Annotated in this window: 12 protein-coding genes and 3 pseudogenes; 6 read left to right on the top strand and 9 right to left on the bottom strand. The window is 42.8% G+C overall.

The annotated features are described in order from the left end of the window. The first annotated feature begins 140 nt into the window (after positions 1-140). Complete coding sequence (locus V7K85_RS23500; RefSeq protein ID WP_334817037.1) at positions 141-659, top strand: hypothetical protein; 519 nt, start codon at positions 141-143, stop codon at positions 657-659. 68 nt (positions 660-727) lie between these two features. Here V7K85_RS23500 and V7K85_RS23495 read toward each other — a convergent pair whose 3' ends face one another. Then, a complete protein-coding gene (locus tag V7K85_RS23495; RefSeq protein WP_334817035.1) occupies positions 728-913 on the bottom strand; it encodes a hypothetical protein in 186 nt (61 codons plus the stop codon). A 200-nt stretch (positions 914-1113) separates the two neighbouring features. Here V7K85_RS23495 and V7K85_RS23490 point away from each other — a divergent pair, with 200 nt between their 5' ends. Both V7K85_RS23490 and V7K85_RS23485 read left to right on the top strand, forming a co-directional pair. Continuing rightward, a complete protein-coding gene (locus V7K85_RS23490; RefSeq protein ID WP_334817033.1) occupies positions 1114-1545 on the top strand; it encodes a hypothetical protein in 432 nt (143 codons plus the stop codon). A gap of 226 nt (positions 1546-1771) precedes the next feature. Next, the gene (locus V7K85_RS23485) at positions 1772-2542 is read left to right on the top strand and encodes an Rpn family recombination-promoting nuclease/putative transposase (RefSeq protein ID WP_334817031.1); all 771 of its coding nucleotides are present in this window, start codon (positions 1772-1774) and stop codon (positions 2540-2542) included. Between the two features lie 344 nt (positions 2543-2886). Here the strand turns inward: V7K85_RS23485 and V7K85_RS23480 are convergent, their stop codons facing one another. Beyond that, entirely contained in the window at positions 2887-3075 is a 189-nt protein-coding gene (locus tag V7K85_RS23480; RefSeq protein WP_334817030.1) for a hypothetical protein, read from the bottom strand. A 401-nt stretch (positions 3076-3476) separates the two neighbouring features. Between V7K85_RS23480 and V7K85_RS23475 the strand changes: the two genes are divergently transcribed. Beyond that, positions 3477-4208 (top strand): response regulator transcription factor, encoded by a 732-nt coding sequence (locus tag V7K85_RS23475; protein ID WP_334817028.1) that lies wholly within the window; start codon positions 3477-3479, stop codon positions 4206-4208. Between the two features lie 101 nt (positions 4209-4309). Here V7K85_RS23475 and V7K85_RS23470 read toward each other — a convergent pair. Together V7K85_RS23470 and V7K85_RS23465 are read right to left on the bottom strand one after the other, a co-directional pair. Beyond that, a pseudogene (locus tag V7K85_RS23470) lies at positions 4310-4414 on the bottom strand (DUF29 domain-containing protein); the annotation flags it as partial. Positions 4415-4510: 96 nt separating this feature from the next. Then, positions 4511-4675, bottom strand: coding sequence for a hypothetical protein (locus tag V7K85_RS23465; protein ID WP_334817027.1), 165 nt, complete (start codon positions 4673-4675; stop codon positions 4511-4513). 483 nt (positions 4676-5158) lie between these two features. On the opposite strand from V7K85_RS23465, the pseudogene V7K85_RS23460 reads away from it, so the two are divergent. Beyond that, positions 5159-6295 (top strand): annotated as a pseudogene (locus V7K85_RS23460) (Gfo/Idh/MocA family protein). 297 nt (positions 6296-6592) lie between these two features. Here V7K85_RS23460 and V7K85_RS23455 read toward each other — a convergent pair. The 5 genes from V7K85_RS23455 to V7K85_RS23435 all read right to left on the bottom strand — a co-directional run bounded on the left by V7K85_RS23455 (position 6593) and on the right by V7K85_RS23435 (position 12001). Next, the gene (locus V7K85_RS23455) at positions 6593-6793 is read right to left on the bottom strand and encodes a hypothetical protein (RefSeq protein WP_334817025.1); all 201 of its coding nucleotides are present in this window, start codon (positions 6791-6793) and stop codon (positions 6593-6595) included. 104 nt (positions 6794-6897) lie between these two features. After that, on the bottom strand, positions 6898-8187 hold the full coding sequence (locus V7K85_RS23450) for a Glu/Leu/Phe/Val family dehydrogenase (RefSeq protein WP_334817023.1): 1290 nt from the start codon (positions 8185-8187) through the stop codon (positions 6898-6900). Positions 8188-8994: 807 nt separating this feature from the next. Continuing rightward, entirely contained in the window at positions 8995-10140 is a 1146-nt protein-coding gene (locus V7K85_RS23445; protein ID WP_334817021.1) for a beta-ketoacyl-ACP synthase, read from the bottom strand. Positions 10141-10319: 179 nt separating this feature from the next. Then, positions 10320-11120, bottom strand: a complete 801-nt coding sequence (locus V7K85_RS23440) for a peptidylprolyl isomerase (protein ID WP_334817019.1) — start codon at positions 11118-11120, stop codon at positions 10320-10322. Positions 11121-11431: 311 nt separating this feature from the next. Then, positions 11432-12001 (bottom strand): photosystem I assembly protein Ycf4, encoded by a 570-nt coding sequence (locus tag V7K85_RS23435; protein WP_334817454.1) that lies wholly within the window; start codon positions 11999-12001, stop codon positions 11432-11434. Positions 12002-12899: 898 nt separating this feature from the next. On the opposite strand from V7K85_RS23435, the pseudogene V7K85_RS23430 reads away from it, so the two are divergent. Further along, positions 12900-13021: pseudogene (locus V7K85_RS23430) on the top strand (photosystem II D2 protein (photosystem q(a) protein)); the annotation flags it as partial.

Raw genomic sequence — 13021 nt, 5'->3', positions numbered from 1 at the left:
ATTTTAGGCGATCGCACTTTTGATTACACGATGATTTTAGGTGATCGCAATGATTTCGAGTTGAAGTGAAATAGATGAGAGAGATCGCTTTCTCGAACTAATAACTTGGTAATTCACAGTATTTTTGTAGTAGCAAGCGTATGAAATTATTAAAAACTCTTTTCTCTGTTGGAGCTATGTCTGTTATGACTATAAGCTCTTTAAATATTTTGATGCCTTCAACTGCCAAAGCAGAAGATTTTCGTAAAACAAGTTTTGAATTGACAAATATCCAAGGATCTGGTAAAGCAAAAACTGGAGCATTAACAGTCCAAATTAGCATCAATGTCTCTGGTGAAGCATCTGGAAGAGGGTCTGGCTTATTTTCATATCGAGGAGAACAAGATGGTCTCCAAATGGTTGTTCGCGCTGAGTGTGTCAACACTTTTCTTTTGGGAAATGCGAGAACTACCGTCAGCACTATTGCTGGTCCAATTGTTGATGGTTCTTCCTCAGTGACTGGGAAAAATAAATGGGTATTTGTTCAAATAAAAGATCAAAATCCTGATCAGATCCGTGTTATTGATGTTTCTAGAGAAACTGCACTACAGCTTTGTAACGCGCCAAGTGCTAATTTCCCTGCCACGTTTACATTTGGGAATATCACTATTTCGCACTAGTTACTTCTAGCTTGGGTGGAGTAAAGCGAAACATAACACTATAATTTCATGCGATCACACTTTTTGGTTCATTCAAAAAGTGCGATCGCACTTCCTAGTATATTCAGATCCCCGACTTCTTGAAGAAGTTGGGGATCTAGTCTCCCAGATGACACGATGATTTTAGCGATCGCAATGATTTCAAGTTGAAGTGAATGAAATAGATGAGAGCGATCGCTAATCAATCTCTTGCTCAGAGGAGTGGTGATCAACATCGACGCTTATTAGAAGCGAATAATTTTGATCGTGCGGCGTGATCGCTGAAAACAGACATCAACGCACTCTCGATAACCCGAATTATTTTAGGCGATGCCTGCGGCAGTAAACTACGCACTTTTGATTACACGATGATTTTAGGCGATCGCATCTGAATCAATAACTTAGTAATTCACACTATTTTCGGAAAGACAAGCAGATGAAATCGTTAAAAACTTTTTTCTCCGTTGGGGCTATTTCTGTCATATCTACATTAACAACGGTTGCTATAGCACAGGAGTCAATAGCAAGAATAAGATTTACTTGGAACTTTCCCGAACCAGGTGGTGCAATATATATGAATATTTGTACTGATCCTGATTTCAATATAGATGCACAGTCTGGCGGTTGCGCTGATATTAATGTTTTAAACTCAGTTGTTACAAATGTCCGAGGTGGAACAAAGTTAGTAACTGACAGATTAAAAACAGGAACTAGTTATAAAGCTTGCCTTGTCGCTGATAATATATATTCACGCAGTCAATATGAACGTAAGGGGCGTTGGATTACTTGTAAAGTATTTACAGCACAAGACAAAGCAACAATTCTATTCTCTTATCAGGAGTTACAATTTGTTAGGGAAAAACCTTAATAAGAAATCACTGACACGATTATTTTTTATCGCACTTTCCACTACACGTCATTCAGATCCCCGACTTCTTAGAGAAGTCGGGGATCTAGTCTCCCAGATGACACGATGATTTTGGGCGATGCCTACGGCGTAAACTACGCACTTTTGATTACACTATGATTTTGGGCGATCGCTATCAATCTCTGCTCAAAATCAATTCGGTATAATCAGTTGTACAATCTCTACCATGTATGACGATACCTGCCGATTCCTCGCCGAACACTTCTCAGCCGACTTTGCCAGTTGGCTGTTAGGAAAGCCTGTGACGATGACAGAACTCAAACCCTCTGAACTCTCCCTCGATCCGATTCGCGCCGATGCCCTAATTTTGCTAGAATCAGACGAATCTGTTTTGCATATCGAGTTTCAAACACTTCCTAAGAACAATATTCCATTCCGTATTTTGGATTACCGCGTGCGAATGTACCGCAAAGATCCAACCAAACCGATGCGGCAAGTTGTGATTTATCTGAAGCAGACTGGATCGCAGTTGGTTTATCAAACGAGCTTTACAATGGAACGCACACGTCATGAGTTTGATGTCATTCGATTGTGGGAGCAACCTGCATCACTCTTCCTGCAATATCCCGGACTGATTCCCTTTGCAGTTCTCGGTCAAAGTCCGGATGCAGAGGAAACGTTACGCCAAGCAGCTCAAAGGATGGATCAGATTTCAGATCCCGCAACACAAGCGAATCTGATGGCAGCGTCCGGGATTTTAGCTGGGCTAAAATTAGAAAATGAGGTCATTTATCGCATATTACGGAGAGACATCATGCAGGAATCCACCGTTTATCGTTCGATCTGGAGAGAGGCCGAGGAAGAAAGAAATCGGACGATCGCTATCAATCTCTTGCGTAGAGGAGTAGCAATCGATATCATTGCCCCTTCCACGGGCTTATCGATTGAGGAAGTTCAACAACTTCAGCAGCAACTGAATCAGTCTCCACAAAATTAGCCTCAACTGTGTGGCTACCGCACTTTCCACAACCTGATAATTTTATGTGATCGCAATGATTTCAAGTTGAAGTGAAATAGATGAGAGCGATCGCAATCAATCTCTTGCGTAGAGGAGTGGCGATCAACATCGACGCTTATTAGAAGCGAATAATTTCGATCGTGCGGCGCGATCACCCAAAATAGACATCAAATTCTCGCTCATAAGTTCGTTTGCCCAAGAATTAAGGGCAGCTGAGAAGCTTGTGTCCAGGCAAATGCTAGGCGAACTGGTTCCAGATTCCCAATTTGAATATGCACAAATAAACCCCGTGCTTCAACCCTTGCAAGATTTCCAGCCAATGGCTAGCGGACAGTTTGTTCCTCCCAAATTGCACCCAATTGCAGTCCGATGTCATAAGGTAATAGATTGACCGTAGATCCAGTATCTAGCAGTGCATTCGCAAAGAAAGAAAAGCCTGCATGACTTAGAGTGATGGGAATCATGGGTAATGCTTCATCGTTAGAAAAGGGAAACTCGATTGTACTAAGCATGAGTAGATGTCTCTTGGTCATCCTGAATCATCTGCATCAGAATGTTTGAGGCTTCCGTTTGTTTGGCGATTGTTACCCCGATTATAGACATGATAAAAATTACCAATTTGTAAGGAAATTTGTCGTCGTGGCATAGGCAAGAATCTGAGGTATTTTTTTATTATTCCCTTTTAATACCTCAGTTACTTCAGCTCCCCGACTTCTTCAAGAAGTCGGGGAGCTAGGGGAAGTGATGCTTACGACGGTATAACTATGCACTTTTGATGTAATCGACCACAGAGCGATCGCATTATCTAGTGGATTGATCTTGTTAACGCCCAATAGTAAGGATTTTGGCAAAGTTATAGCACTAAAGGTGGAAGATTGGACAGCAAGCGAAAATGTTGGAGCAGGTTAAAACGATGCCTACGGCGGGAAACATAAAATACACAGGTTTAATTTCAGCCGTATTTACGAATCATCGCCCAGATATGAAAGCCAAGCCACTGCTGTTTCTCGTTGTAGAAGATCACCCGGAGGTAGCCCAAAATAACTGTGATTTTCTGATAAAATTCGACTCCTCTGCTGTTTGTGTGATCGCCAACACTCCCCAAGAAGCACTACAACGTCTACAAATAGAGACACCAGATTTAATTGTCCTTGATTTACAATTTGTTTCACCTTCTGGCTCTCAGTCAGCTAAATCTGCTTTCAAACTATTAGAGTTAATTTTTGATGTTTATTCCTCTCTAAATATTCTCATCTACAGTAGTGAACCCAGTTGGCTGATAAAACTTGTCACATCTATTAATCATCACTGCGGTGGGTTTGTAGTTGTGAATAAGATGGAACGGCGCAAATCTTTTTTAGAAGGGGTTGAAAGTGCGCTGAATGGAGAATTGAAGCTGCCTAGAGAGTTACGTCAAGAATTACACTTGAATCAGAAAGAGTTGGAAGTTCTTGGGCTTTTATGTCATGAATCCTTAACAGACCAAGCGATCGCTCATCGTCTTCATATATCGCTCAGGGCTGTTCAAAATCATATCCAACATCTCAAAATAAAATTGGGTATTGATGAAGTTGACCAAAAAGATATCAACTCTCGCATCGCCCTATGTATGAAAGTAATTCAGAAAAAATTATTATCATTTTGATTTAGGTTATAATCCTTTATCCGGTCAGCATAAATTAAGTATCTATTCTAATCAGCTTTAGTGTGATAATTGTGGTTATATTTGGGAAAGCAGTTTTCATTAGATGAAAAGTGACTAGTGCGAAGTTGGTTAATAGTTGTCCTGAGCCAAAGGTAATAATCTTGGTGGTATAAAGTCTGAGTTGATGGTTGTATTTGGATCACCATACACTTGTTAAACTCCGATAATTTGTATTAGACACAGTGTGTTTTATACACCAATTGTGCTTCAGATTGTGAATATTCAGAATTGCCTCCAATCTTTCACCAAAATAAAAATACTCCCTGTGACACCATCATAATAAAGAAAGTTGAGTTGTTGGTTGATTGATTATATAAGCGATTGGTCTGTGGGGAAATCTTCAGTTGGTATTCCAGGTTGGGATCGTAGCCTTGGGCTGCTAATGCTCCATACTCAGTATCCATCATGCCAAGGTTATGAATTTCAGTTAGAGTGCAATACCAAAAATATTCCTTAAGTCTGAACTAAAGCTTACTGAAAGAATGAGGTTTTAATTTACAAAGTCACTGAGAATATACGAAATACCATTCATTAATCTCCAAATTATCAGCCCTAGAAATCGATTATTAGTGAAGGGAAAAGATAGCTAAAACTAAAGCAACAGACATTCTTTCATTAATTGAAGCAGATGAACAGTTAACCATAACTTGCACGTAATTAACGCTATGTGCGACTTATTCTTAAAACCCCGCTTCCATTCCTCTCCCCGAAACGGAGGAGCCACTGGGTTGGGCGGCGAGCCACTCTTGTTGCACGTGGCGTCAGAGGCTTTGATTCTTTCTCCCCAACGCTAGTAGGCAAGGGGTTGGGGGTTAGGTTTGAGAGTAAAGTTCCACATGGCGTTAATTAGGGCATTAAAATTACCAAGCTATTCATCATGAGGTGTAAAAATGACTGCTACAAATGATCAGCGTAAAATTCGTTATGCCGTTGTTGGTTTAGGTTGGTTTGCTCAAGAAGCCGCCTTGCCTTCCTTTGTCCACGCCGAAAATTCGGAATTAGTGGCAGTGGTTTCAGATGACGCTACTAAAAGCGAAGAACTGAGCAAAAAGTATGGCATTAAGCATACTTACTCCTACGAGGAATATGAGGACTGTCTGACAAGCGGTGAGGTTGATGCCGTTTAGATTGCGCTGCCCAATCACTTGCATTGCGAATACACTGTACGGGCTGCTAATCAGGCAATTCACATATTATGTGAAAAGCCAATGGCAACGACTGAACAAGAGTGTGAGGCAATAATTAAAGCTGCCAATGACAACAATGTGAAGCTGATGATTGCCTACCGCTTACATTTAGAAGAAGCCAATTTACAAGCAATCGAAATTGTGCGCTCAAAGCAAATTGGTGAACCACGGATTTTCAACTCGGTTTTTACTCAGCAAGTAGAAGAAGGCAATATTCGTTTACGAGATGCTACAGGTGGTGGCACGCTCTATGATATTGGCATCTACTGCATTAATGCTGCACGTTATCTATTGCAAGATGAACCAATTGAAGTATTTGCTGTAGCTGCTAATAAGGGAGAAGAACGCTTCAGCGAAGTAGAAGAAATGACTAGCGTCATCTTGCGTTTTCCCAACGAGCGATTGGCAACATTTACCTGTAGCTTTGGAGGGGCAAGCGTTTCGAGCTATCAGATTGTAGGTACTCAAGGGGATTTGCGAGTAGAATCTGCCTATGCTTGGCAGGGAGAACTGAAGCACTACCTAACAATTAATGGTGAAACCCAAGAGCGTACCTTTGAGGATCATGATCAACTAGCAGCTGAATTTATCTACTTCTCTGATTGTATTCTGCAAGATAAAACCCCGGAGCCATCTGGAACGGAAGGGTTGATTGATGTTTCGATCATTCAAGCGCTCTACAAGTCAATTGAGACGCGTCAACCTGTGCAGATAGAAACTCGCGATGCCTGCGGCGGTAAACTACGCCATCAACGTCCTACATCGGCTCAAACTATTGAGCGTCCTGCTGCTGAGGAAACGCCAGACCTGATTCATGCTGCTGCACCTTCTAAGGAGTAAGGTAGGTTGAAGTATCCTTGACTAAATAAGGGGATACCAAAAAATAAATTATCCATTAATCGTAGGGTGCGTTACGACATTTCGTCTAACGCACGTCGTTTTAAGCTAAACCGCATCTAATTTGCATATTAAAATTTTCTTAATATCTTGTGGGATGGGCATCTTGCCCGCCCTGATGGGAGCAACTTCAATGCCGATTAGCTTAGTTAAAGATGGTGTATTACTAAAGAATTGGATATTTTTTTAATTGCAAGTCCTTAAGTATATGATTGTCATATCATAAACACTTACTACTAGTCATGTAGTAGCGATCGCCCAACAAAAAGGGAACATCCCAAATGTGTAAAAATACAATTTGTCATTGCGAGCGTAACGCACTAGAGCAAAGCAATCGCAAAGTAGAGATGTTACGATTGCTTCATTTGGCTTCTCTACCAGACGCAGCGCGTTTGCTTGATTTGCAATGACAACTAATGATCTTGGTAAATTTGCTTGCATTGGGATGCTCCCAACAAAAAAAGGCAGATAAATAAATGGCGGATAAAGTAAAATTGCTACCGACAATCATCTATTCTGCCCCGTGAACAACTAAGTATAAAAACTTAAGGATAAAGACCTCTGTCAGTTAGTGCTTGAGCCACTCTACCCACCCCTATGGTGTAAGCTGCTAACCTTAAAGAAATTTGCCGTACTTCCGACTGGTGAATCACCCGATGGTAGGCTTGCACCATCAACTGCTCCATTTCGCGGTTAACGCGCTCCTCATCCCAAAATATATAGGAAAGACCCTGCACCCATTCCAAATAACTGACTACCACACCACCAGCATTCGCCAAGATGTCCGGTAGCACTGTCACACCCCGCGCCTCTAACGACAAGTTAGCCTCAAGAGTAACTGGCCCATTAGCTGCTTCTGCGACAATTTGCGCCTGCACCTGATTCACGTTTTCTTCAGTGATCTGATTTTCTAAAGCCGCTGGTATTAAGACATCGCAGGGTAAAGTTAATAAATCTGCATTGCTAATTGCTACAGATTGCGGGAAACCCATAATACTCTTGCGATTTTCAGCAGCGTAGACTTTCAACTTGGGAATATCAAGACCAACTTCGGAAAATACTCCCCCAGCACCCGTTGAAATAGCGATAATTTTCGCGCCCGCTTGATATAGTAATTCCGCTGCGGCACTACCAACGTTACCGAAACCCTGAATAGCTACTCGCACTCCTGCCAAGGATTTACCTTGTTCTGCTAGCGCCTCACGGACAATAATCATCACGCCACGTCCGGTTGCCATTTCCCGTCCCAGCGAACCACCAATAGAAAGCGGTTTCCCAGTCACAACCCCTGGCACAGCATGACCGACATTTACAGAGTAAGTGTCCATCATCCAAGCCATCTCACGAGCAGAAGTGCCCATATCCGGTGCAGGAATATCTACGGCAGGTCCAATATCTTTAATCAACTCGCTGATATAACGGCGGCTGATTCGCTCTAATTCGCCAACGCTGTAGCGTTTTGGATCTATGGGAATGCCACCCTTGGCACCACCATAAGGAATACCTAACAAGGCACATTTCCAGGTCATCAGCATTGCGAGAGCGGATACTTCCCGCAATGTTACAGCCGGATGATAACGAATTCCGCCCTTATAGGGGCCTAAAACATCGCAGTGCTGCACACGATGTCCGGCGAGAACTTGTATTTCCCCATTATCTAGTTTCACGGGAATGGAAACCGTGACAACCTTACGCGGGTGGCTGAGAATTTCCACCAAACCCTGATTTAAATTTAATTCTTTAGCTGCTGCTTCTAAGTAGCTACAGGCTTGAGCAAATGGGCATATGTGCGCCGGAGAAGCAGGTTCTGGCAGCAACAGGGATTTTGAAATCATAAAATTTTCTCCTAATCACGGTATTTTTACGAACCGGATATCATATTTAACTAGCTTATCTTTTTTTCAGACAAAATAGGGTTTTTGTAGTTTTTGTTACAGTTTTATATTTGATATCTTGGTGAGTGTGCAAACTTAGGGAATTCCAAAAAATAAATTATCCAATCTTGTGGAAAGTGGCTCCCTAGTCAACCTTCGTAAAATCTCGTTTCCAGTCTCTGGCTGGAAATGCATACCCTGGCGGCTTTGCCGCCAGGAGAACGGAAAAGCCTCTCTAGATAAGTCCTTTAGAGATTACCTCGTTCCCAGTCTCAGACTGGGAATGCCTACTGGGGGGCTGCTGCCTCAAGATTTGCGGCAGAGCCGCAATGAAAGAGCATTTCCAGCCAGAGGCTGGAACACGAGATTTTAAAGGAGTTTTTGCTTAAGTTGACACGTATGGGCAATGCCATGCCCCTATCAATGTATTTGTATCATTATTAAAGTGAAATGGTATGAGATGCCCATCCCACAAAAAATAGTTGGATATTTTTTTACTTGGAAGTCCTTTACTGTTGGTAATAGTAGCCTGAGTATTTGCAGTAAATGCTTAAGCGTTAATAACAAAAAATCGATTATTTTTACAAATATTTCAACGTTGGTAACAGCAGCTTAACTATTTGCAGCAAATGCTTATACATGAGCAATAAATGTTTAATTAAAACTTATAACCGCTTTAGTGTTTGCAGCAACTGCTTACATATGAGCAAAAAATGCTTAATCAAAAATTATACATGATCTAGCTCAGATAGTAAAGCCCACAAGTTTTTACCTTGCTATGGCGATCGCAGCATTCTGTCCCCCAAAGCCAAAACTCAAACATAATACATGCCTAATTTTACTTAGACGTGCTGCTGTAATCACATCTAAGTCAAACTCTGGCTGCTGCAATCCTACATTAGGTGGTAAAATTTGATGCTTTAATGCCATGAGAGAAAAAGCTACACCTAAGGCTCCAGATGCTCCTAGAGTATGAGCTGTGCTTCCTTTGGTGGAACTAACTGCCACCCCTTGGGGAAACAAATGCTGGATTACCATGCTCTCTATCCGGTCATTTAGCTGGGTAGCTGTGCCATGAGCATGAATATAATCAATATCGGCTGGTGACAGACAACTACTTTCTAGACATTGTTTGATGGCAGCGATCGCACTTTTCCCTTCAGGTTCTGGTGAATTGGTATGATATGCGTCGTTAGTTAAGCCGAAACCGAGAATTTCACCATACACTTTTGCTTGACGCTGCTTTGCCAACTCTGCTGATTCTAAGACAAACACACTTGCGCCTTCGCCCAACACTAAGCCTTCTCGGTGCAAATCAAAGGGATAAGCCCCAGTTTTCGCCAAAGCACCCATCTGCTCAAACCCAGCTAAAGTTAAGCGTGTAATCGGTGCTTCCACTGCGCCAGCTAGAGCCTGTTGACATTGCCCAGTTTGTATAAGCAAAGCTGCTTGGGCAATAGACCAAATTCCAGTAGCACAAGCAGCCATTGGTGCCAAAACTATCCCCGATGCACCGATTTGTCGCGCAGATGCGATCGCATTCATGTGAGGTAATGTATCTAGCCAATTTCCAAAAGAGGACACGGGCAAATTTGCCGCGTCTTCATACATTTGCTGCGCCAGCATCTCCCAAGATGCTTGATAAGAGCGACTCGATCCAATTACTACAGCACAATCAGCTAAAGGTAGAACTAACCCAGCATCTTGCAAAGTAGAACTAATAACCAGTTGAGTTAACATTGTCAACCCAGCTGGTTGTTGACCAATCAAGCCTAGAGGAAGTGGTGTAATTTCTGGAAATGGTTGATGCAACCGAATTCCAGATTTACCTGCTAGCAAATTTCGCCAACTATCCTCTAAGCTTCCACCCAAGGCAGAAATTAAACCAATACCAGTTACACAAACCTTAACCAATTTAAATTTTGGGATGAGGAGGATGAGGGAGATATGGGGGATGAGGAAGCGTAATTATCAATACACTTGTCCGGAAATTAGGTTTTGACTCTCGATTTGTAAGCCTTCGAGGTTAATTCGCGGATATGTCTAATAAACTTCCTCATCTCCCCTATCTCCCCCATTTCCCCCTGCTCCTCTTACTGCGCTGGTGTTTTCAGATTTTCAGCACCTTGGGTGACTTTAGCAGAGTCAATGCGATCGCCTTGCTGAATTTTGTTAACTACATTAAAGCCTTGAGTGACATTGCCAAACACGGCGTAGTTACCATCCAAGAACGCCAAATCTGCTAAAGCAAAGTAAAACTGAGCAGAAGCGGAGTCTGGTGGTTGCGATCGCGCCATTGCTACTGCACCCTGCTTATGGGGTAATACGACAGGTTGAGCAGTAGCATCAAATGGTTTATTGTAAATCGGAGTATCTGAACCTTTTGGCTTAACTTCTAAAGGTATATAACGAGCATTTCCCGTTTTTGGGTCAATATAGCTACCTGTTCCCAGTCTATTTGCTGGAAATTTCGGGTCTTTGCTTTGAGGATCGCCCCCTTGAACTACAAACGGTTGGGGTTCGCGCACAACTCGATGGAAAGCTAAACCATCGTATACACCCTTTTGCACTAAATCTACGAAGTTGCCAGCTGTAATGGGGGCATCAGTGCCGTCTACTTCGATAGTAATCGGCGAGCCTTTAACAGTGAGTACCACAGTAGCCTTGCCTTCGAGCCGTGGTAAATCTGTGATTCCAGGAATACTCTCACTACTAGTTTGAGCTACAGATGTTGTTTGAGTAGTTGTCTTAGTGCTTGCCTCGCTTGTGGTCGAGGTAGGCGTCAAGGTTGGAGAAGACGTATTAGAAGCGAGTTGCTGTGTTGAACATCCTCCCAATATGAAGGCACTGATGAGGATAAGAGAAAGCAAAAATTGTGATATTTTTAACCGCATTGCCAGTTACTGATTCAACCACAGTATCTTATCGTTTCGAGGAGCATTAGGAATGGGGCATGGGTCATTGGGCATTAGGCATTGAAAAAATTCTTGGTTTATCCCCCTTGTTTCCCAGTTTATCCTCCTTGTCCCCACTCCCCAATCCGCAATGCCCCATGACGCCAGTCGCCTCAAGTCGGGAAACCATCAAGGCAGTTCCTCCTGGGGGAAACCCCCTCTGAGCGACTGCCGACGCTCCTACGTCGCTAACGCTGCGCTAACACCACGGCGCTGGCTCCCACATGCCCAATGGCTCCATCCCCAATTAATTAAAGTCCTTCTAGTGACACTCCCAAAAAGCGGGCTAATTTTGCGCCTTCTGTTTCCAACTCTGTTAAAGATAACGGTTGTCCAACCCGTGTTAAGGGTATATCTCGCCGGCCCTTAATGCGTAGATAGAGGGCGCGAAGGGGATTAAGACCTTCTTTGACGGCTATTCGCACGGATTGCACATCTTCTATGCGGCTTTCAATCTCAATTCGGCGGTTTTTGCCAGGAAATCCCTTACGGAATATTTTGATTGTGCCAGTTTCCTGATTAAATTCGTTGTAACCGCCTCCCACGTCCCATAAAATCACTAGCCAGAGGTATGTTGCTAATAGCAAGCCAGCAGTGCCATATAACCCCATCACCAATCCTTGGGGAACGAATACCAGTTGGGTTGGATCGGAAACTATGAGTAAATTAACTTTTAAATAACTGGATATCCCAGCCAATAAAAAGCCACTTGCTCCCAAGGAAACGATAGTTGCCCACCAGTAATTACTGAACCGACGAGAACCGAGAACATTTTGATGCAGGAGGCGATCGCCTTTGTTAATCGTTGTTGATGCCGTCATTGAACTACCATTGCCCGTGAGATAATCGCTGTGACATACTCGCACACTGAATGCTCTTGCATAGAGTGTGGGCATCTGTGCCAATCCGGCTATTGCTTAGGAGGCACTGAAGCTCTGTTTTTAGTCCACGGGATACCCTGCCGCAGACTATGAATTTTTTACCCTGTACCCGACAAATTTTACTGTCCTGGATTATGCTGGCTTACTTGCACTAGCTTACTTGCACTATGGGACAAACCACTTAGGCTATTTCTATTAGTCAAGATGTGCCAACTTCCTTTCCCGTTGTCCAACGTTTCACATAGGTTTTCCAGAGGTGTATCAACGACCGTGGCGGCGAAGTAACCATCGATATTTTACCAAACATTGTTGACAAAAACTCAACTGCGTCCCTCCCTGTTTCTGCTACCCATATAATTTGTTAGGGTACGTTATATAATTTCTTGACCCAATGGCTGATATAAATTCTTTCTCCCCTACCTCTTTTTGACCTCTTGGGAATGAGTTACCTACCTACGCCCATCTAGACTAAATTTTTTCAGATTTCTGAGAAAACTTGTGTCAAATTGTAAAAATTCTGATATTCATATTATTTATAAGGTTCGTGTTCCATGCCTGATTTGCTTCTGCATATCAGGCAAAAACCCGGACTAGTGTGATAAATTAAGAATCATTAAGTTACCACAAGCTAGATTTAGTAGCGGATGGTACGTGTAATGGCATAAAGAAAGAGAAATGCTGATTTCACTGGTCAGCAAGCTCTCAGAATCTCAGTTGCTTTCAGGCTGTTGAGATTGTCAAAAAAAAACGTTAATTCCTCACGGCAGTCGGTTCCACTGGCTCTCCGTAGTGCCTTAGAAACGTTGCAATTTTAGTAAAAAAAGAGGATTTTAGTCCGATGACCATCGCAGTTGGACGCGCCCCCAGTAGAGGGTGGTTTGACGTTCTAGACGACTGGCTCAAGCGCGATCGCTTCGTATTCGTAGGTTGGTCAGGGATACTACTGTTCCCCTGCGCCTT

Source organism: Nostoc sp., assembly GCF_036917615.1.
Lineage (GTDB): Bacteria > Cyanobacteriota > Cyanobacteriia > Cyanobacteriales > Nostocaceae > Nostoc.
This window is presented reverse-complemented; position numbering and strand designations above follow the sequence as displayed.